This window comes from Mesorhizobium humile (assembly GCF_033977215.1).
Taxonomy (GTDB): domain Bacteria; phylum Pseudomonadota; class Alphaproteobacteria; order Rhizobiales; family Rhizobiaceae; genus Mesorhizobium; species Mesorhizobium humile.
Map to the genome: position 1 here is coordinate 193,678 of NZ_JAVIIV010000010.1, position 19,355 is coordinate 213,032.

Sequence of the window (19,355 nt, forward strand, 5' to 3'; positions counted from 1 at the left end):
TCACGCTCTACGGCGCCCCCCTCTGCCCTGCCGGGCATCTCCCCCTCTTGGGGGGAGATCAGCAGTTCGGTTTGTCGGCGCCCTTCTTGCAACGCCGGAGATTGGCGAAATCGCCGGCGACGGCCAATCTCCCCCCTAGAGGGGGAGATGTCCGGCAGGACAGAGAGGGGCGCGAAGGAACGCCGTCATGAACCACCATCCTACCATCAAGCCGTCAACCGCAGCCCGCACCCTCGCGCAATCCCACTTCCGCACGCTGCGGCTCGGCACGCCGTTCCAGCCGCGCATCGACGCGCTGGGGCTGAAGCAGGACTGGTACAGCTGGGCCGGCTACCGCGCGCCGCATTCGCTGTGGGACGAGGAGCTCGAATATTTCGCCATCCGCAGCCAGGCGGCGCTGTTCGACATCTCGCCGATGACCAAATACCGGATCGAGGGCCCGGACGCCGAAGCCTATCTCGATCGCGTTACGCTGCGCGACGTGACCAGGCTGAAGCCCGGCCGCGTCCACTACACCGCCTGGTGCGACGACGACGGTTTCGTACTCGACGACGGCACGCTGTTCCGGCTCTCGCCGACGCGCTTCCGCCTGTGCTCGCAGGAGCGGCATCTGCCCTGGCTGCTTGACAGCGCGATCGGCTATGAGGTGAGCATCGAGGACGAGACCGAAGCGATCGCCGGACTGGCGCTGCAAGGCCCGACCTCCTTCGCCATCCTGCGCGACGCGGGCTTTGCCGGCGTCGAGCGGCTGAAAATCTTCGACCTTGCCGAATTCGCGCTTGACGGCGCTCCCCAAGGAACTGGCAAAGTCACCATCTCGCGCACCGGCTTTACCGGCGATCTCGGCTACGAACTGTTCGTGCCAGCGGACAAGGCGCTGAGCCTGTGGGACCGGCTGATGGCGGCGGGCGAGCTGCGCGGCGTCCGCGCCATCGGCTACACGGCATTGAACCGGGCGCGGCTCGAAGCTGGCCTGATCGTAGCCAATGCCGACTTCACTGCTGCCGAGCACGCCATCCACACCGACCGCCTGCGCATGCCGGACGAGATCGGCCTCGGTTTCATGATCGACCCGGACAAAGGGCATTTCAACGGCCGCCGCGCGATCCTCGAAGCCCGCTCGAAGAAGAGGCTGCGCCACGTGCTGGTCGGGCTGGAGATCGAAGGCAACATCCCGGCGGAGCATGCCATCGTTTATTATCGCAAGAGCCAGGACGTCGGATTGGTCAGCGCGGCGATGTGGTCGCCCATGGCCAAGCGCAACATCGCGCTCGCCTCGCTGCAGCGGCCCTATGGCGACACGATCGTCGACGACCTCTGGGTCGAGATTTACGCCATGCGCGAGCTGCAGTACCAGAAGCTGATGAAGAAGGCGAAGGTGGTGCCGCGGCCCTTCATCAAGCTCGACCGCCGCACCGCCAACCCGCCGGCGGATTTCTGAGATGGCAAGCGAAGCGGAAGACCCGGACACGGAAGCCGCCGAGCAGTGGCAGCTGGTCAACACGCCGCTCGGCGAGATGTGGTCCGGCCGCACCCGCTACGCGGCGGCGATGTTCTTCTTCAAGCGCGGCGAGATGAACGCCGAGACGCTGGAGGTCTACCGCATCTGCGCCCGGCTCGACGCGGAAAACCCCTTGCCGATCATCCGCGACCGCGGCATCGGCAAGGAATGGCTGAAGCGCATGGGTGCTTAGGCAGATCCGTAACGACGCGAGAAAAGTGCCGAGCTCCGATCCTATCCGATCGTCCGTTCCAGCACGCTCAACCAATTTTTGTAGGCGATCTTCTCGATCAGCGCGCGCCCGAAACCACGTGCCGCTAGCGCGTCGATGAGCTTGGGCAGGCCGGCGACGTCGCCGATGGGGGCCGGGATCATGGCGCCGTCGAAATCGGAGCCGAGACCCACGCCGTCCTCGCCCAGAGCCTGCAGCAGCGAATCGATGTGGCGCACCATGATGTCGATGCTGGTGTCGGCATTCATGCGGCCGTCCTCGCGCAGGAAGCCGGTGGCGAAGTTGAGGCCGACCACGCCGCCCGACTCGCGGATCGCGCCGAGCTGCCAGTCAGTCAGGTTGCGCGAATGGCCGCAGATCGCATGCACGTTGGAATGGGTGGCGACCAGCGGCGCATCGCTGAGCTCGGCCACATCGCGAAAACCCTTCTCGTTGAGATGCGAGAGGTCGATCATGATCCTGAGCTGGTTGCACGCCTTGACCAGCGCCTTGCCGGCATCGGTGAGGCCAGGCCCGGTGTCGGGCGACGACGGAAAGCGGAACGGCACACCATTGCCGAAGGCGTTCGGACGGCTCCAGACGATGCCCAGCGAACGCAGCCCGGCGGCATAAAGCACGTCGAGCATGGCAAGCCCGGGATCGATCGCCTCGACACCTTCGATGTGGAACACGGCCGCGATCGAGCCCTTGGCCATCGCGTTCCGCACATCGCCTGCGCTGCGGCAGACGGTGAGTGCACCCGCGCGCTCCAGCCGGAACAGGATCGAGGCCATGCCGATGGTCGAGGTGATCGCCTCGGCCTGCGGCAGTTCCGGCGGCAGCGGCTCGTTGTCGCTCGGCGCCGGCGGCACCGCGCTGCGCTTCGACTTTTCGACCGGCGGCGGAAAGATCGCGAACATGCCGCCCGCAAAGCCGCCCTTCCTGGCGCGCGGCAGGTCGATATGGCCGCCCGGCGTCCCCTCGATGAACAGCTTTTCGACGTCGGCTTCCTTCGACTGGTAAAGTCGAAGCAGCGTGTCGTTATGTCCGTCGAAAACGGGGATCAGGTCGGTATCGGTCATCAGGGAAGCCATTCAAATCGGTGACAGGCGGGACGACAGGTTTCGTCCGAGCGAACTGTCAACTTAGGCAAGATGGCCGGGCGGTGCAAATGTCAGAGGCGCGCTTTTCCTTCTCCCCTTGTGGGAGAAGGTGTCGCCGAAGGCGACGGATGAGGGGTGTTCCAAGGAAAGCCGGCGTCTCACTCCGCTGGAGCACCCCTCAACCGTCTTGGCGCTGCGCGCCAATCCACCTTCTCCCGCAAGGGGAGAAGGGAGCGCTGCGCTACTGCTTCAGCACATCCGCCCATTCCGGATGACGCCGGAACTGGGCGTTGGCGAAGGGGCAGAGTGGGATGATCTTCTTGCCGGCGGCGCGCGCATCCTCGACCGCGCGGGTGACGAGCCGAAGCCCGGCGCCCTGGCCGCGAAAGACATCCGGCACCTCGGTGTGATCGATGATGAGCTGGTGCTCGCCGATCTTGGTGAAGGTCATCTCAGCCTCGGCGCCGCCAGGTCCGCGCAGCACGTAGCGCCCTTTGGAGCCGCGGTCTTCAAGTTCGATCTCGGGCAGTTGGTCAGCCATTGTTCTTGCCTCCTTCAGCGGGCGCGAGCGCGAACAGCCGCCGCGCCGCTTCGATTTCATTCGGCCGAACCTCATGGCCGCCGTCGTGCCATTCCACAGTGACATCGGCGCCGTCGGCGCGCAAATAAGCCTCTAGCCGCGACGTCAAATTGGGCGGACAGATCGGGTCGCGCCTGCCGGCCGTGATCAGGATATGGCGGCCGGCAAGGCTGCCCTGGACGCGGGGTTCGAACGGGATCAGCGGATGCATCAGCGCCGCGGCATCGAACAGGCTGGGCTCGGCAAACACCACCGAAGCCAGGATGTTGGCGCCGTTGGAATAGCCGAGGCCGAGCACCGCCGAAGGCTTCGCCGCCTCGACATGCGCCTTGACGAAGCCCGCCATCTTCGATGTCGCGCGCGCCAGGTCATCCATGTCGTAGACGCCCTCGCCGGTGCGGCGGAAGAAACGGGCAGCACCTTGCTCCGAGACATCGCCGCGCGGCGAGATGATCGTCGCCGAAGGCACAAGCTCGCGGCCGAAACCGAGAAGCTGGTTCTCATCCGCGCCGGTGCCGTGGAAGACGAAGAGCAGCGGGCTGCCCGGCGAACCGGGCAGCACCTTGTGGATGTAAGCGTCCTTGCTCATGGCTTCAGCCTTCCAGCTTCTGCAGGTGCTCTTCGAGGTAAGGCCTCAGATGCTGATGCTGCATCGGCAGCTTCAGCGCCTCGCCGAGATGCGCGGTGTCTTCGTCGCGGTCGAAGCCCGGCTCGTTGGTGGCCACCTCGAACAGCACGCCGCCCGGCGTGCGGAAATAGATCGCCCAGAAGTAATCACGATCGATGACCGGCGTCACGCCGTAACCTGTGTCGACCAGCGCCTTGCGCACCTCGAGCTGCTTTGCACGATCCTCGACCGCGAAAGCGACATGGTGCACCGAGCCGGCGCCGAGATTGGCAAAGCCGGCGCCCGGCAGCGATTCGATATCGACGACATCGGCGCCATTGCCGTTCTTGATCGCCATCCGGCGGATGTTGCCGGACTTGTCGACCTCCTCATAGCCCATGAACTTCAACAGCTCCTCGGTGGCGCCTCCGTCCTTCAGCCGGAGCGAGACCGAATGAAAGCCGCGGATCGCCTCGTCGCCTGGAACCCCGCCCTTGACCCAGGGCGCTCTCTTGTCGGCCTTGTCCTCGACCAGCGCGAAACTGTCGCCGTCGGGACCGGTGAAGGTGAGCCGCTTCTCGCCAAAGCTATCCGTGCGGGCGACATTGCCCACGCCGTCGTCGGCGAAGCGCTTTTCCCAATAGGCCAGCGTGCCTTCCGGTACCGAGAACACCGTGGTGCCGACCTCGCCGACGCCATGCCGGCCCTTGCCGATATCGGGGAACGGAAAATAGGTCATCACCGAACCCGGCGTGCCGACCTCGTCGGCATAGTAGAGATGGTAGACGTCCGGCGCGTCGAAATTGACGGTCTTCTTCACCCGGCGCAGGCCGAGCTTCTTCGTGAAGAACTCATTGTTGCGGCGTGCGTCGCTCGCCATAGAGGTGACGTGATGCAGGCCCCTGATCTGATCGAGCATGATGTTGCTCCTTCCTTGTCCTTGTGCGGCCCTCGCCGCTGTCCACGCCAATATGAGGATAGGCGGGCCCGCGGCAAAGCGGGCAAACACAGAATGGACTGTGTCATAAAAGTGAACGACTGTTCAAAATTTGTTCACCAATCCATCACAGGCATCGACTTGCAACGCCGGTGATTTCCGTTCCATCTGGGCGCTTCCACAAGGAAACGATCTTGGACAATCCGACGAGCCGCCCGAATGTTCTCCTCATCACCTGCGACCAGTGGCGTGGCGACTGCCTTTCGGCGGCCGGCCATCCGCTGGTGCAGACGCCGAATGTGGACGCTTTAGCCGCCGAAGGCGTGCTTTTCCGGCGTCACTATGGCGGGGCAGCACCCTGTTCTCCCGCCCGCGCGAGCCTCTATACCGGGCTCTACCAGATGAACAACCGCGTCTGCGGCAATGGCACGCCGCTCGATGCGCGCCATGGCAACATCGCGCTTTCGGCACGCGCGGCGGGCTACGATCCCACCCTGTTCGGCTACACCGATGTCTCGCTCGATCCGCGCCAGCTTGTGGCCGAGGATCCGCGCCTGCGCAGCTACGAGGGCGTGTTGCCGGGCTTCACCGTTAGGCAGGCCCTGCCCGAGCATCAGAAGCAATGGCTGTCATGGCTCAAGGCACAGGGCATTGACACCGGCGCCGGCAGCCCCGGCATCCATCGCCCGGCCAAGGGACAGACGGAAGGGGACGTGACCAACGCGCCGCCGGTCTATTCGAAGGAGCAGACGCCGACCGCTTTCCTCGCTGGCGAATTCATCCGCTGGCTCGGCGAGCAGGAGAAAGGCGCGCCGTGGTTCGCGCATATCTCCTTCATCAGCCCGCACCCGCCCTTCATCGTGCCGGAACCCTACAACACCATGTATTATCCAGGCGACGGTCCGGCCTTCCGGCGCGCTGCAAGCTGGCGGACCGAAGCGGAAAGCCACCCCTATCTCGCCTATGATCTCGACCGGCAGAAGCGCACAAAATTCGTTCCCGGCATCGAAGGCAACGTGCCGGACTGGAGCGAGGAGAACTTCCGCTTAATCCGCGCGATCTATTACGGCATGATCTCCGAGGTCGACGCGCAGCTTGGCCGCATCTGGCAGGCGATCAAATCAGCGGGCGCCTGGGACGACACCGTGATCGTGTTGACCTCCGACCACGCCGAGATGATGGGCGATCATTTCATGCTCGGCAAGGGCGGCTTCTTCGACGCCAGCTATCATATCCCACTGATCATCCGCGATCCGCGCCGCAGAGCCGCGGCTGGCGCGGCCGTGGACCGCTTCACCGAGGCTGTCGACATCTTCCCGACCTTGCTCGACCTGATCGGCGCCGCGCCGCAGCGCCATCTCGACGGCCGTTCGCTCGCGCCCTGGATCGAGGGCAAGAGACCGGAGAGCTGGCGCGACGCCGCGCATTGGGAGTTTGATTTCCGCACGGTCGCCAAAGGCGAAGCCGAACGCCATTTCGGTATCGGATCGAGCGCCTGCAACCTCGCCGTCATCCGCACGGCGGACTTCAAATATGTCCATTTCGGCGGCGGCCTGCCGCCGCTTCTCTTCGACCTGTCGAAGGACCCGGGAGAGCTGAACAACGTGGCGAACGACCCGGCCTATCTGCCGACGCGGCTCGAATTCGCCGAGAACATGCTCGCCTGGCGCGCCGCGCATCTTGATCGGTCGCTGGCATTGGCGGAACTGACGGAGGATGGCGTGGTCGGGTATGTCGCTAGGGAGTAGGGAGTAGGGAGTAGGGAGTAGGGAGTAGGGAGTAGGGAGTAGGACGAAGCGCCGCGACGGCACTCGTCAAACCATACTTCCTTACTCCCTACTCCCCTACTCCCTCACTCCCTATTTCAAAATCATCCTCTGCTGGTCGCGCTTCTCGGCGTAGCTGCCTTTGTCATAGGCCGTCTGCGCCTGCAGCTGTTCCTTGGTGAAGTTGGTGTAGAGATATTTCTTGCCGTTCTTGTCGGTCATGAATTTGAGCTTATCCATGCCGAGCGCCACTTCCTTGGCGCCGATCCCGAGGAAGCCGCCGACATCGATGATCACCGCATCCGGCTTGTTGTCCTTCAGCACCACGTCCCCGATCTCGCCGATCTTGGCGTCATTCGCGCCATAGACGGTTGCGCCCTTCAAATCGTCGCCGCGAATATCGCCCATCGGCATCTCGGTCAGCGTCGACTTGTCGATGGAGGCGGTCTTGGTCTGGTCGGTGGCGCTGGTGTCGGCTGGCTTGTTTTCAGCCGTGGCCGTAGCCGGCGCCGCAGGCTTGGTCTCGGCCGTCGACTTGGCGGGCTCTGCCGGCTTCGCTCCCTTATCGGAGGTCGTATCCGAAGACACCACCGCGGGCGTGGTCGCCGCGGGGGCGTTGTTCGCGGCCGTCGTCGAACCCGGCGCTGGATCATAGGCCTTGCGGTTGAACTCGGGCTGGGCCTGCAACTGCTCCTTCGTCGTCTCGGCCACCAGCCAGCGGTCGCCGTTCTTCTCCGCCCACTTGGCCTTGGCGAAGTCGTAGGCGACGTTCTTCGTGCCGATGCCGAGGAAGCCGCCGACGCCGATCACCAGCGACTCGGCCTTGCCGTCCTTGGCGAGCACGATGTCCTTCACGTCGCCGATCTTCTGGGCGTCGTCAGCGGTGCCGTTATAGACCGACTCGCCCATGATGTTGCTGGCGAGGTTGCCATCCGCCTTCTTCACCGGTGTGGCCGCCGGGGCCGCCGCCGGGGCCTGGGTTGTCGTCGTGTTGTTGGCGGGCTGCGTAGCGTCGGCCGACTGCGCCGGTGCCGGATCATACGGCTTGCGGTCGAATGCCGGCAAAGCGCTCAACTCGTCTTTGGTCGACTTGGCGACCAGCCAGCGGTCGCCGTTCTTCTCGGCCCATTCCAGCTTGCTGTAATCGAAGGCGACGTCCTTCTTGCCGACGCCAAGGAACCCGCCGACCCCGATTATGGCCGACTTGGCCTTGCCGCCGGCATCGAAGACGACATCATCGACCTTACCGATGTTCTGGGCGTCGTCGCCGGTGCCGTTGTAGACGGACTCGCCGATGATGTTGGTCATGAGCGCGCCGTCCGAGCGCATGACCGGAGCCGGATTTTCGGCTGCCGGGGCCTGTTGAGCCGGAGCGGGCGTCGTCTGTGCAAAAGCGCCGGTCGCGAGCAGCGTCGCGATCGCGGTCGTTGCAAAAAGAGTGCGGATCATCATGGTCTCTCCTCGTGCCTGATCTGTGTGCATGACGCTCCCTCGGCCGGCCTCTGATCGGCGGGTCGGGAGCGGCAGTATCGACAGGTTCACAACGTTGTGACCGGAGTGTTGTTCCAACCACGACGCGTTCACGAGTGCCTGGTTTAGACCCTGTAGTGGAACCATTGCGGCGGCATCTTCGTTCCGGCTTGCGGCTGAGGAGGTCTGTCGGCTCAACCGGCCCCGAAGGTGATATGGAGTGGCGTATGCGGTTTGCTGCGGTGCTGAACCAGGACGGCGGCACGCTCCGCACCATCGACGTTGAAGCATTTTCCGAACAGCTGCGTCAGACGCTCGAAGCGGCGGGACATTCGGTCGAGGTCGATATCGTTGCCGGCCGTGACATCGCCGCGGCGCTGGAAAAGGCCATCGCCAGGCGAAACATCGATGTCGTTCTTGCCGGAGGCGGCGACGGCACCATTTCCACCGCGGCGTCCCTCCTGATGAACAAGAAGAAGGCCCTGGCCATCTTGCCCGCCGGTACGATGAACCTTTTCGCGCGGGGCCTGGGCATTCCGCAGACACTCGAGGCGGCGCTGCAGTCCTTCGCCGATGGCGAGGTCATCGCCGTCGATATGGCCAGCGCCAACGGCCGGCCCTTCGTGCATCAGTTCTCCGTCGGTATGCATGCCAAGATGGTTCAGTTGCGCGAGAAAATGGATTTCGGCTCGCGCCTTGGGAAGATGCAGGCATCCGTGCGCGCGGCATGGGCGGCGATCAAGAACCCACCGGCATTGAAGGTAAGCCTCAGCGTCGGAGAGGCCGAGATCGTCACCCGCACGACCGGCATCGGCATCTCCAATAATCTGTTCGGCGAAGGCCACCTGCCCTATGCCGACAATCCGGCCGGCGGCGTGCTCGGCATCTATGTCAGCGTCGCGCGCCGGCGTCATCATCTGGCGAAGCTGTTGCTGGACATGCTGCGCGGCAGGCTGCGCCAGAGCGCGCATGTCGAAGTTCATCAGGCTGGCAAGGTCGTGCTGAAAATCCGTTCGCCCACCAGGAAATTCAGCGCGGTGCTGGATGGCGAACTGATCAGGCTGGAGCGCGAAACCACGATCGAGATTCACCCGGGCGCGCTGAAGGTGCTCGTCCCGTCAAGCAATGCGCAGGCAAAGGCGGCGTGATGCGGAAATCAACCGCCCTGGACGGATTTCTGCGCCGCGGGCGGCGCTTGCGGTACGGTCTGCTGCGTCGTCGGCGATTTGATCAGCTCGCCGTAAATCTCGACCGCCCCCCACGCGATGAAGGCGAGCAGGAGCCCGGCGATGAGGATCCTGAGCGCATGCCAGCCCCAATGTCCCTGGCGTGCTTTGTCTTCGGGTACGATCTTGGTCACGATAGGCCTCCATGCTGCACGGCGGCGGGCTTCAGCTGCGACATGGCGGTAACGGGCCCTGTTCGGGAAGGTTCCGCGTCGGGGGAGCACGTTCAAGCAGCATGCGGCGATCGTGCTTTGGCTCTATCCCGAACCACCGCCCCGCCGAGGTCATCGACCGCGATGTCGGCCACGAATTCTCCCATCCCGGCGGCGTCTTCGCCGCGATGTCGGTGCCGCTGGAGCCGTCCTTGACGTGGACGGTCCGTGCGTGACCGAACCGCTTACGGCATCTCCTCCGGGTCCGGCTTTGGTGGCTTGGTGTTCTCGCGATAGATGGCGTAGGCGACGACCGCCAGGGCGGGCGCGATGACGGCGGCGCCCAACCCGCCCTTGCTCTTTGCGAGCGCCGGTAGCAGGGCAAGCGCCGCGGTAACGCCCAGCGCGGTCATGTCGGCCTGCCGCCGCCTCGCGCGCCGCCTGCTGCGCATGCTGGTCGTCAGCTTGTGAATGACAAGGACGAGCCCGGCAAGCACCAGGAAGCCGATGCCGAAGCCAAGACTGGTCGCCAGCGGTCCATAACGCGCCGCCAGCCAGATATAGGCGGCGCCGATGAGGAAGCCGACACCGCACAGGGCAAAAACGGCGGCAAGTCCGTAAAGGATTGCCGTCGTCCGAGCCCTGTGCACAGCGGCCATGGCCTCGCCGGAGACGAGGGCCGAGATCAGCGAGACAAGCGCCCCCATCTGCGGCTAGCGGCGCGAAAGCAGGGCGAAGAGGAAGCCGACGCCGGCCGCGATCGCCAGCGACGTCACCGGCTTCTCGCGCACTTTGGCTATCAACTGCGCTTCGATGTCCTCGGCACTTCCGCGCATGCTCTCGAACGCGGCTTCGCCCTGCGCGCGCAATTGCTCGACGCCGTCCTGCGCGGCGCGACGGGCTGCGCCATAGCCGTGCTGACCGGTCCTGGCGAGTTGCTCGGTGAGTTTCTGGATGTCCGCCTTCAGCTGCTCGATATCGGCTTCGAGATCGGCGGTGGTTGCTTGGTCCGTTGCGGATTTGCCTGCGGCGGTTGCCATTCTCTAACTCCTTGCGTTTGCGTTGGTTTCAACGCCCGTTCAGCGCCATGGTTCCGGGCCTGGCCGCCCAAGCACTGTAGAGGATGTTGGGATTCAGGTCAGGCCTAGATCAGCGGTCGGCGTTCTTCACCAAGCCCCTCCCATCGGGCAAGCTTCTTCAGTCCGTCATAGTCGATCACCTCGCAGCCGCCATCCCGCCACATGACAAGCTTGCGATCCATCAGCTTGCGGATCGTCTTGTTGGTATGGACCAGCGAAAGGCCGAGCGTGTCGGCGATGTGCTGTTGCGTGATCGGGATCTGCACCGGCGTCTTGCCGTTGAGCCCGGCGCTGCGCGCGCGGCTGGCGATGAAGGCGATGAGATAGGCCGCTCGTTCGAGCGCGGTGCGGCGGCCGATGCTGAGCAGGTTCTCGTCCAGCATGCGTTCCTCGCGCGATGCGATCCAGGTGATGTCATAGGCAAGGCCGGGATGGTTGCGATAGAGCTCCTGCAGCTGGTCGCGTTCAAAGACGCATAGCAGCATCGGCGACAAGGCCTCGACCGAATGCTGCATCTCACCCATCAGGCTTCCCTGCAGGCCAATGAGGTCGCCAGGCATGGAAAAATTGAGGATCTGCCGGCGTCCGTCGGACAAAAGCTTGTAGCGGAACGCCCAGCCCGACAGCACGGTGTAGAGATGCGCGCTGTGGCTGCCTTCGACGAGGACTGTCGCGCCTTTGTCGACGGCGAGCTCGCCACGCTTGAAGGTGCTGATAAATGACAACTCCTGCTTGTCGAACTCGCGAAATGCAGGCAACGGCCGCAGCGGGCACTTCTCGCAGGGATATTGACGACTGGCAGCCGGACGTGCGCTTTGGCTGGACATTTCGACCCCTCTTCGAAATCCCTGCCCTTATGGGCGCATGGAAACGTTCGAGAGAGGCAGGGGTTCCGCGGAGCGTCACGCCCATGTCTTTTTTAAATGACATCGTGATGGATTCCGCGCATCAGTGCGCCCCTGCCAAGGAGACATCGATAGTGACAGCATTGCTTGACGGATTGCGCATTCTCGTCCTCGAAGACGAGTTCCTGATCGCGATGGATGTCGAGCAGCTTTGCCGCGACCACGGCGCCGCGGATGTGACGATCATGCGCGAGCTCGGCGAGATCGATGGGCAGGCGCTGCCTGCGAACTTCGACGCGGCGGTGGTCGATCTGATGCTCGGTGGCGTCTCGACCCTGGATTTCGCCGCGCGGCTGCGCAGCGAGGGCGTGCCGTTCGTGTTCGCCTCGGGCTATTCGGATTCGGACGAGATCAAGGGCTCGTTCCCGGACATCCGGCTGGTCACCAAGCCCTACTCGGGCGACGATCTGATCGAAGCCGTGGCGATCGCCTGCGGCCGCGTCGCCCCGGCCTGAGGCCATCCTTGCAATCGGTAGCGTTGGCGATCGGCTTAGAGCAGTTCAGCGTTTGATAGAATCGCTGAACTGCTCTCACTCCTTGTTTTTGCGCAATTCTGGACAGAAAACCGCTGCGCACTTTTCTTGGAATTGCTCTAGGCTGCGTTCGAACCTGTCACCTGCGCAGAGATCGCGTCGGGGCCGAACTCGTCCTCTCCGGAAATCTTGAGGATCTCCTGCAGCCTGGCGCGCGCCCGGCTGACGCGGCTCTTGATCGTGCCGACCGCGCAGCCGCAGATCTCGGCGGCTTCTTCATAGGAGAAGCCGGACGCGCCGATCAGGATGATGGCCTCGCGCTGATCCTCGGGCAGTTGCTCGAGCGCGCCGCGGAAATCCTTGAGGTCGAGCTGGCCATGCTGAGCCGGATGAACGGCAAGCCTGGCCGTCATGATGCCGTCGCTGTCCTGCACCTCGCGGCCGCGCTTGCGCATCTGCGAATAGAATTCGTTGCGCAGGATGGTGAACAGCCAGGCCTTCAGATTGGTGCCTGGCTGGAAGCTTTCATGCTTGTCCCACGCCTTGACCAGCGTTTCCTGGACGAGATCGTCGGCCCGGTCGGCATTCTGCGTCAGCGACACGGCAAAAGCCCGCAGGCTCGGGATCGCACCGAGCAGCTCGGTCTTGAAGCTCTGGGATACCGCCGCCATGCCTCAGTCCTTTTTCTGGGCAGGTTCGGTCTGTTCCAGTTGGCTGAGCAACTGAGCGAAACGGTCCGGGACATGGTCCGAGACCAACTCGTCATAATACTGCTTGAGCTTGCGGGCTATCTCGGAGTTTGCCCCCAGCGGATTGCCGTCCCCGTTCCAATGCCTGCTTGCGGCATCAGCCATCTGTTTCTTTGTCATTTCTTTCATAGTAGCCCTAGTTTCCAGCGCCTGAACCGCTCTTCGACTTCAAACCACAACGCAAGCGGAACCTTCGTCTGGTTGCCCATCCCGACCCCCGAAACGCCCGCCTGCTAATTTAGTTCCACAGCCGGCGGAACTTTTTCCGAAAGCCGGCGTTTGATTTCCGGGGCTTGCAATCAGTGCGGCCTTGAACGTGCAACGTCATCTGAGGGAGACGTCAACAATGGGTTTGTCCGCTACCATCGCTCCGCATCTTCCGTTCCTGCGCCGCTTCTCGCGGGCGGTATCGGGATCGCAGGAGAGCGGTGACGCGCTGGTCGCCGCGATGCTGGAAGCCATCATCGCCGACACCAATATCTTCCCCGAAGCCTCGAGCGACCGCATCGCGCTTTACAAGGTTTTCGCCAGGCTGTTCACGTCCGTGGCCATCCGCGTGCCGCAGGAACAGGCGCAGACAGCCTGGGAGCAGCGGGCCGCGGCCAATCTTAACGCGCTCGCGCCCTTGCCGAGGCAGGCTTTCCTTCTGGTTGCCGTCGAGGGCTTCAGCGAGGACGAGGCGGCGGAGATCCTCGATGTCGACGAGGATGAGTTCTCGGAGCTGCTTGCCCAGGCGAGCAACGAGATTTCCCGGCAGGTCGCGACCGACGTGCTGATCATCGAGGACGAGCCGCTGATCGCCATGGACATCGAGGAGATGGTCGAAAGCCTCGGCCACCGTGTGGTCGGCACGGCGCGCACGCATGCCGAGGCCGTGGCCGTGTTCGGCAAGACGCGGCCGAAAATGGTTCTTGCCGACATCCAGCTCGCCGACGGCAGCTCGGGCATCGAAGCCGTCAACGAGATCTTGTCCTCGACGCCGGTACCGGTGATCTTCATCACCGCCTTCCCGGAACGCCTGCTGACCGGCGAACGGCCCGAGCCGGCCTTCCTGGTCACCAAGCCGTTCAATCCCGACATGGTCAAGGCTCTGATCAGCCAGGCCCTGTTCTTCGATCGTCAGGCCAAAGCCGCCGCCTGATCCCTTCCGAAGCTTGGGACTTCGAGCGTCATGCTAGGCCTTCGCGCCGCGCGTGACGCTTGGCCGTTTGCGGACTGAAAAGCCCATCGAGGGGATCGTCTTTTTCAGCAAATGGTGGAACAAACGACACCGAACCACGTTCTTTTCCCGACGTAAGAAGGAGACGCATCATGCTGTACTGGGCGCTCGTATTTCTCGTAGTTGCGATCATCGCTGGCGCGCTTGGGTTCGGCGGCATTGCCGGCACATCGGCGGGCATCGCGCAGATCCTGTTCTTCATCTTCCTCGCCTTCCTGGTGATTTCGCTCATCGCAGGCCTCTTCCGGAGAGCCTGACCGCAACACTGGAAGCCGCACCCCTCAAACGGTTTCCAGCCACCGCCGGGCGGAGCTTCAAAAGAGCACCGTCCGGCGGACCGTTTTTGGAGAGCCCTGCAATTTCGGGGTGGTGACCATGCGGAACCAGTTGCGGATTGAGCCGTTCAAGGACCGAGCGGGGATGTTTCCAATGCCTTCCAAGGGTCCCACGAAGGACAGGGTTGAGAAGGAGAACAGTGAAGTGATCGCGATGCATCCTTCCGAAAGCGGGATGCAGGTCGGGCGTGCCTTGCTTCACGCCCTGCACAATGCCGGGATTTCGGTTCTCTACCAGGATCGGCAGATGAAGACGGTCTGGGCGCGCAACATGAACGCGCCCTGGGCGGCCGAAACCGCCGACGGCAAGGACTTGCTCTCGCCGGCGCAGGCCGAACGCATAAGGGCCGCCAAACTCAAGGTAATCGAATCCGGCAACGCGGACCAGCTTGAGCTCAGCATTCCGGGAAGCCAGGGCGTGCGCTGGTTCCAGCTTTGGATCGATGCCGACCGTGGCGACGCCGGCGACGTCCTCGGCGTCGTCACGACGATGGTGGAAACGACGGAGCAGAAACGCCGCGAGCAGACGCTTAAGGCATTGCTGCGCGAAGTCAGCCATCGATCGAAAAATCTCCTCGCCATCATCCAGAGCATCGCCACCCAGACCGGACGCTATACGGAGACGCTCAGTGAGTTCCTGGCGCGATTTCGCGGCCGGCTGCAATCGCTCGCGTCCTCGCAGGATCTGGTCACATCCTCCAACTGGCGAGGAGCGGCGCTGCAGGAGCTCGTATCCGGCCAGGTCGGCCGCTACAGCAGCGATCTGGCCCAGAGCCTGCGGTTCGCGGGCGAAAATCCTTATCTCAACCCCAATGCCGCCCTGCATATCGGCCTGGCGATGCATGAGCTGGCCGTGAATTCCGTGAGCTATGGCGCGCTGTCCCGGCCGGATGGCCATGTCGAGGTTCGCGCCAGGCTCGAGGCCGAAAACGGAATCGCGCCCAACCTTTTGCTGACCTGGACGGAGGTGGTCGGCGCCGCGCCGCGCAATGAGAAGCGCTTCGGCAGCGTGGCGCTGGAACGCGTCGTGCCGATGTCGCTGAACGGCTCCGCGACGCTGGAGATCGGCAAGGACCGCATGGAATACCGCCTCACGGTCCCGCATGGGAATTTCGAGACGGATTGATGGCGCCGCCGACGGCGCGAGAGCAGCTCCCAGGAAAGGCGCTTGGCGATCAGGCTCGGCGGCTTCGCCGTAGCCAGGCTCGGCGGCTTCGCCGTAGCTATCCGCCCGGAATTGCGCCGAAACGGAGCCTTGCCGGCCAAGGTCTTAACCGGCTGTTCACCATAAAGTCCGATCCTGTGTATCCGGCTAACGATTTGCCGGAAACCCGTCCGCGCCCCCGGCGCGCGATCTGAGAGAGTGGAATGATGGTTGCCGACATGAACAGGCTGGAGCAGGCCGCCCGCGTCTCGATGAGCGGCTTCCAGGAAGCCGAGCCGCCGCCGGCGCCACATTCATCCCTTCTTCTTCTCCGCCTTGGCGCGATCGCGCTTCTGGCCGCCGTGGCCTTGACCGCGGCCTGGCAATTGTTCTGACCCGCATGCGGCTTTGACGCCCAGGCTTTAAAGCATGTCTCCCGAAAGTGGGCCGGTTTCGGGACAAAGACATGCTTAAAATCAAAAACTAAAGCAGGTCGCGTGAATCTTTTTTTACGCGACCGGCTTTGGGAGCGCTTCAGGCTCGGGCCCCGGAACTTTTGTCCGCCGAGAATCGTTGTTTGCGGCGAGAGGTTTGGAGCCCATGGAACACATCGCCGCATTGCTCTTCGTCGTCGGCTGTTCCAGCTCGATGACCGACTGCCGCGAACTCCAGGTGCCGGTCAGCGTCTTCGAGACCGAGCAGGCCTGTACGGCCGAAAGGCCTTTCGCCCTCGGCGACCTGCAGGGCCAGGCTCCCCGCATCATCGGCAAATGCCTCGCCGTCGATCCGGCGCGGGAGGATGATTACGACCAGATCGTCTGGAACGTGAAACCCGACGGCACGCTGGTCGCATCCCTGGAGGTTTCCGGCATGCTTGTCGCGTCGAACCGTGAGCGCCCCGAAAAAGACTATGTTAGGCAACAGTAAAATCGGACAGGCAAAGCCCGGTTTTTCATGCTAAATGATTGCCGGCACTGCCAAAAGTGAGGACAAAAGTGAGGAGCAATTCTATGCGGAAGATGATCATTGCCATGGTTGCCGTGGTTGCTGTCAGCGGCTGCACCACGACCGAGCAGGATGTCGTCGGTGGCGGCCTGATCGGCGCCGGCGTGGGCGGCCTGGTCGGTGGCGGCAAGGGTGCGCTGATCGGCGCGGCCGTCGGCGCCGGGTCTGGCCTCCTGGTTCGCAACCTGCGCAACGGCTATTGCCAGTATCGCGATCATCGCGGCCGGATCTACACGGCTCGCTGTAACTAATACCGGAAGAGAACCGGAGGCCGGCAACCGGCCTCCGGTTTCAAACCGCTGGTTGGCTCGCCATCGGGGACATTTTGGCCGCTGACGCGGTCAGCGGAATTTTGATTTCCACCTTCAATCCTTCGGCCTGATAGTCGCGCGCGATCGTTCCGCGCAACTCGCGCGTGACGTTGAGATCGATCAGCTTGGTGCCGAAGCCGGTCTTGGCCGGCGCTTCCAGTTTCTTCTGACCCGCCTCGCGCCAGTTCAGGACCAGCGTCCGCTCCCGGCCGCGACCTTCGTCGACGCTCCAGTCGACCTTGAGGGCGCCGACGGAACTGCCGGCTTCGCCATATTTCAGCGCGTTGGTGGCGAGTTCGTGGAAGGTCAGCCCGAGCGCCTGCGTCGTCGTCTCGTCGAGCAGCACTTCCGGGCCTGACAAGACACCTGCGGGAAGGTCCTTGCCGAACACCTGCCCGAGCTCGATGCGCAGCAGGTCGCCGAGATCGGCTTTCTGCCAGCGCGAGCGGGTGAGCATGTCTTGCGAAGCCGCCATGGCCTGGAGGCGCGCCGAGAACGATGCCGAAAACTCCTTGACGTCGGTGGCCTGCGAGGCCGTCTGCCGCGCGATCGCCAGCACGCGGGTGATCGAATTCTTGATGCGGTGCTTCATCTCCTGCAGGATCAGATCCTTCTCCAGCAGGCTCTTTTCGGTCGCCTCGTGCAGCGCCGATTTCGCGTCATAGGCACGTTCCTGATAGCGCGCCACCAACGCGATAGCGCCGGCAGCCAGAAGGCCGAACAACCCGAGCATCACCGGAATGGCGCGTGAGGACGGCGGCTCGAAGGCGCTTGTCGGCCTGAACAGCACGGTCCAGGGCCGGCCCGCGACGACGATATCGCGACGCGCCAGAAGTTTCGCGCCGATGCGTTCCGCCGGCGGTGCTTCAGAACGGAAAAGCAGATTGCCGCCCTCCGGCTTGCCGTCAAAGACCTCGACATTGACCGGCAGCAGCGGCGAGCGGCTGAGCGCGACCTGGAACAGGTCCTGGGCTCGGAACGCCGCGTAGAGGAAGCCGGCGGTCGAAGAGCGGCTTGCATTGATGACCTCGGGCGCGGTTTCGACGTTCAGCCGCACGAAGACCAGGAAGCCCGTGAAGGTCTGCGCCACGCCGGCGCCCTGTCCGAGCTGGACCACGCCGCTCGCATGCTGCCGGTCGTCGGCCATCGCCTTTTCGATCGCCGCGCGCCGCACCGGCTCGGTGAACATGTCGAAGCCGATGATCGACTGGTTGGACGTATCGAGCGGCTCGAACAGCACGATGGGCGTGCGCCATTGCTCGGTCGTTGCGGGATAGACCGGATGCGCCGTCCCGAGGTCGTGCAGGATGTCGCGTTCGACCGCCGCCTCGTCGCCGGTCTTGGCGAGCCTCAGGAAGCCGATCCCGCGCAGCCCCGCGAAATTGTCGCTTATGTCGAGCGCGGTGAAGAAGGCTTTGAATTCGCCGCGCGTGATGTCGCCGTTGCGGGCATCGAACAGTGCCTGCGTCGAACGCAGCAGCGACAGATGCAGGTCGATGCGGCTTTCGATGCGGTTGAGCGCGTCGTCGGCGGTCCCCTCGAACTTGATCCGCGCCGCCTCCTGCGTCGCGAAATAAGCGAACCCCGCCATCGTCAGGCTGATCAGCGCGACGGCGACGAAGGCAACGATCGGAAAGAGCTTCTTCAAATCAGCGATGCGGCCCGTGGACGGTCGACGACCTTTATGGGCAAGTCTCCGCGCCAACACAATGGCGCGGCCAAATCATCACAGGGGCTGGTACATCACGCAGCCGTTAATTAGCCGGCTATCCGTTCATGCCGCGATCTTCAGCGCGCCTGGACCCGGGATGGCGCCTGGCGGGCATTTGCCCAGGATGATCATGCCGAGCACCTCGTCCTGGGTGACGTCGGTCGTGCGCGCGGTGCCGACCACCTGGCCGTTCTTCATCACGCAGACCCGGTCGGCGAGTTCGAACACGTCGTGGATGTCGTGGCTGATCAGGAAGATGCCGATGCCGTCGGCCTTGAGCTGCTTGACCAGTTCGCCGACCTGCGCCGTCTCTTGCGGGCCGAGCGCCGCCGTCGGCTCGTCCATGATCAGGATGCGGGCGTTGAACAGGATCGCGCGCGCGATCGCCACCGACTGCCGCTGTCCGCCCGACAGCTTGATGACAGGCTCCTTGAAGCGCTGGAAGCGTGGATTGAGCCGGCCCATCACCTTGCGCGCCTCGGCTTCCATGGCGACGTCGTCCAGCGTGCCCCAACCCGTCATCAGCTCGCGGCCGAGGAACAGATTGGCGGCGGCATCGACATTGTCGGCCAGCGCCAGCGTCTGGTAGATCGTCTCGACGCCGTATTTCTTGGCGTCGCGCGGATTGGAGATCGAAGCCTCCTCGCCATTGATGAAGATCTGCCCGCTGTCGCGCTTGTAGGCGCCGGACAGGATCTTGATCAGCGTCGATTTGCCCGCGCCATTGTGGCCGAGCAGCGCCATCACTTCGCCGGGGAAAAGATCGACCGAGGCGTCGTCGACGGCGCGGATGCCGCCGAAGGCGATCGAGATGTTGCGCATGTCGACCAGCGGAACGCCGGCGGGAGCGGATTTTTCAGCCATGCTCGTT

Annotated in this window: 25 protein-coding genes; 12 read left to right on the forward strand and 13 right to left on the reverse strand. The window is 63.7% G+C overall.

Annotated elements, in window-relative coordinates:
• Positions 1 to 187 precede the first annotated feature (187 nt).
• A complete protein-coding gene (locus tag RFM52_RS17195; protein WP_320296588.1) occupies positions 188 to 1,441 on the forward strand; it encodes an aminomethyl transferase family protein in 1,254 nt (417 codons plus the stop codon).
• Between the two features lies 1 nt (position 1,442).
• Positions 1,443 to 1,694, forward strand: a complete 252-nt coding sequence (locus RFM52_RS17200) for a hypothetical protein (protein WP_320296587.1) — start codon at positions 1,443 to 1,445, stop codon at positions 1,692 to 1,694.
• 41 nt (positions 1,695 to 1,735) lie between these two features.
• Here RFM52_RS17200 and RFM52_RS17205 read toward each other — a convergent pair whose 3' ends face one another.
• From RFM52_RS17205 to RFM52_RS17220, 4 genes are all read right to left on the reverse strand, one after another.
• Positions 1,736 to 2,794: a dipeptidase gene (locus tag RFM52_RS17205; RefSeq protein WP_320296586.1), complete on the reverse strand. Its 1,059-nt coding sequence runs from the start codon at positions 2,792 to 2,794 to the stop codon at positions 1,736 to 1,738.
• A gap of 262 nt (positions 2,795 to 3,056) precedes the next feature.
• Positions 3,057 to 3,356, reverse strand: coding sequence for a GNAT family N-acetyltransferase (locus RFM52_RS17210; protein ID WP_027166574.1), 300 nt, complete (start codon positions 3,354 to 3,356; stop codon positions 3,057 to 3,059).
• Entirely contained in the window at positions 3,349 to 3,984 is a 636-nt protein-coding gene (locus tag RFM52_RS17215) for an alpha/beta hydrolase (protein ID WP_320296585.1), read from the reverse strand. Before RFM52_RS17215 ends, RFM52_RS17210 begins: the two co-directional genes overlap by 8 nt.
• Before the next feature lie 4 nt (positions 3,985 to 3,988).
• A complete protein-coding gene (locus tag RFM52_RS17220) occupies positions 3,989 to 4,921 on the reverse strand; it encodes a VOC family protein (protein WP_320296584.1) in 933 nt (310 codons plus the stop codon).
• A gap of 212 nt (positions 4,922 to 5,133) precedes the next feature.
• Between RFM52_RS17220 and RFM52_RS17225 the strand changes: the two genes are divergently transcribed.
• A complete protein-coding gene (locus tag RFM52_RS17225; protein ID WP_320296583.1) occupies positions 5,134 to 6,687 on the forward strand; it encodes an alkaline phosphatase family protein in 1,554 nt (517 codons plus the stop codon).
• Between the two features lie 111 nt (positions 6,688 to 6,798).
• On the opposite strand, the gene RFM52_RS17230 is transcribed toward RFM52_RS17225, so the two are convergent.
• Positions 6,799 to 8,154, reverse strand: a complete 1,356-nt coding sequence (locus RFM52_RS17230; protein WP_320296775.1) for a PRC-barrel domain-containing protein — start codon at positions 8,152 to 8,154, stop codon at positions 6,799 to 6,801.
• Positions 8,155 to 8,402: 248 nt separating this feature from the next.
• Between RFM52_RS17230 and RFM52_RS17235 the strand changes: the two genes are divergently transcribed.
• Entirely contained in the window at positions 8,403 to 9,323 is a 921-nt protein-coding gene (locus RFM52_RS17235; RefSeq protein ID WP_320296582.1) for a diacylglycerol/lipid kinase family protein, read from the forward strand.
• A gap of 8 nt (positions 9,324 to 9,331) precedes the next feature.
• Here RFM52_RS17235 and RFM52_RS17240 read toward each other — a convergent pair whose 3' ends face one another.
• The gene (locus RFM52_RS17240) at positions 9,332 to 9,535 is read right to left on the reverse strand and encodes a hypothetical protein (protein ID WP_320296581.1); all 204 of its coding nucleotides are present in this window, start codon (positions 9,533 to 9,535) and stop codon (positions 9,332 to 9,334) included.
• Between the two features lie 101 nt (positions 9,536 to 9,636).
• Here RFM52_RS17240 and RFM52_RS17245 point away from each other — a divergent pair, with 101 nt between their 5' ends.
• Positions 9,637 to 9,789, forward strand: coding sequence for a hypothetical protein (locus tag RFM52_RS17245; RefSeq protein ID WP_320296580.1), 153 nt, complete (start codon positions 9,637 to 9,639; stop codon positions 9,787 to 9,789).
• A gap of 9 nt (positions 9,790 to 9,798) precedes the next feature.
• Here RFM52_RS17245 and RFM52_RS17250 read toward each other — a convergent pair whose 3' ends face one another.
• The 3 genes from RFM52_RS17250 to RFM52_RS17260 form a co-directional block, all read right to left on the reverse strand.
• The gene (locus RFM52_RS17250; RefSeq protein WP_320296579.1) at positions 9,799 to 10,260 is read right to left on the reverse strand and encodes a phage holin family protein; all 462 of its coding nucleotides are present in this window, start codon (positions 10,258 to 10,260) and stop codon (positions 9,799 to 9,801) included.
• 6 nt (positions 10,261 to 10,266) lie between these two features.
• Positions 10,267 to 10,593 (reverse strand): ElaB/YgaM/YqjD family protein, encoded by a 327-nt coding sequence (locus RFM52_RS17255; protein ID WP_320296578.1) that lies wholly within the window; start codon positions 10,591 to 10,593, stop codon positions 10,267 to 10,269.
• 104 nt (positions 10,594 to 10,697) lie between these two features.
• Positions 10,698 to 11,459, reverse strand: a complete 762-nt coding sequence (locus RFM52_RS17260) for a Crp/Fnr family transcriptional regulator (protein WP_320296577.1) — start codon at positions 11,457 to 11,459, stop codon at positions 10,698 to 10,700.
• Between the two features lie 152 nt (positions 11,460 to 11,611).
• On the opposite strand from RFM52_RS17260, the gene RFM52_RS17265 reads away from it, so the two are divergent.
• Positions 11,612 to 11,992 (forward strand): response regulator, encoded by a 381-nt coding sequence (locus RFM52_RS17265; RefSeq protein WP_320296576.1) that lies wholly within the window; start codon positions 11,612 to 11,614, stop codon positions 11,990 to 11,992.
• A gap of 137 nt (positions 11,993 to 12,129) precedes the next feature.
• Here RFM52_RS17265 and RFM52_RS17270 read toward each other — a convergent pair whose 3' ends face one another.
• A complete protein-coding gene (locus tag RFM52_RS17270; protein WP_040985057.1) occupies positions 12,130 to 12,681 on the reverse strand; it encodes an RNA polymerase sigma factor in 552 nt (183 codons plus the stop codon).
• A 3-nt stretch (positions 12,682 to 12,684) separates the two neighbouring features.
• The gene (locus RFM52_RS17275) at positions 12,685 to 12,888 is read right to left on the reverse strand and encodes a NepR family anti-sigma factor (RefSeq protein WP_320296575.1); all 204 of its coding nucleotides are present in this window, start codon (positions 12,886 to 12,888) and stop codon (positions 12,685 to 12,687) included.
• A 217-nt stretch (positions 12,889 to 13,105) separates the two neighbouring features.
• Between RFM52_RS17275 and RFM52_RS17280 the strand changes: the two genes are divergently transcribed.
• The 6 genes from RFM52_RS17280 to RFM52_RS17305 all read left to right on the forward strand — a co-directional run bounded on the left by RFM52_RS17280 (position 13,106) and on the right by RFM52_RS17305 (position 16,713).
• On the forward strand, positions 13,106 to 13,900 hold the full coding sequence (locus RFM52_RS17280) for a response regulator (RefSeq protein ID WP_320296574.1): 795 nt from the start codon (positions 13,106 to 13,108) through the stop codon (positions 13,898 to 13,900).
• 170 nt (positions 13,901 to 14,070) lie between these two features.
• Entirely contained in the window at positions 14,071 to 14,235 is a 165-nt protein-coding gene (locus tag RFM52_RS17285) for a DUF1328 domain-containing protein (RefSeq protein ID WP_018429836.1), read from the forward strand.
• A 232-nt stretch (positions 14,236 to 14,467) separates the two neighbouring features.
• On the forward strand, positions 14,468 to 15,439 hold the full coding sequence (locus RFM52_RS17290; RefSeq protein ID WP_320296774.1) for a sensor histidine kinase: 972 nt from the start codon (positions 14,468 to 14,470) through the stop codon (positions 15,437 to 15,439).
• 242 nt (positions 15,440 to 15,681) lie between these two features.
• On the forward strand, positions 15,682 to 15,852 hold the full coding sequence (locus tag RFM52_RS17295) for a hypothetical protein (RefSeq protein ID WP_320296573.1): 171 nt from the start codon (positions 15,682 to 15,684) through the stop codon (positions 15,850 to 15,852).
• Positions 15,853 to 16,057: 205 nt separating this feature from the next.
• Complete coding sequence (locus RFM52_RS17300; RefSeq protein ID WP_320296572.1) at positions 16,058 to 16,384, forward strand: hypothetical protein; 327 nt, start codon at positions 16,058 to 16,060, stop codon at positions 16,382 to 16,384.
• A gap of 83 nt (positions 16,385 to 16,467) precedes the next feature.
• On the forward strand, positions 16,468 to 16,713 hold the full coding sequence (locus RFM52_RS17305) for a YMGG-like glycine zipper-containing protein (RefSeq protein WP_027166589.1): 246 nt from the start codon (positions 16,468 to 16,470) through the stop codon (positions 16,711 to 16,713).
• Positions 16,714 to 16,753: 40 nt separating this feature from the next.
• Here the strand turns inward: RFM52_RS17305 and RFM52_RS17310 are convergent, their stop codons facing one another.
• Both RFM52_RS17310 and RFM52_RS17315 read right to left on the reverse strand, forming a co-directional pair.
• Positions 16,754 to 18,421 (reverse strand): CHASE domain-containing protein, encoded by a 1,668-nt coding sequence (locus RFM52_RS17310; RefSeq protein ID WP_320296571.1) that lies wholly within the window; start codon positions 18,419 to 18,421, stop codon positions 16,754 to 16,756.
• 126 nt (positions 18,422 to 18,547) lie between these two features.
• Positions 18,548 to 19,348, reverse strand: a complete 801-nt coding sequence (locus RFM52_RS17315; protein ID WP_320296570.1) for an ATP-binding cassette domain-containing protein — start codon at positions 19,346 to 19,348, stop codon at positions 18,548 to 18,550.
• Between the last annotated feature and the right edge of the window lie 7 nt (positions 19,349 to 19,355).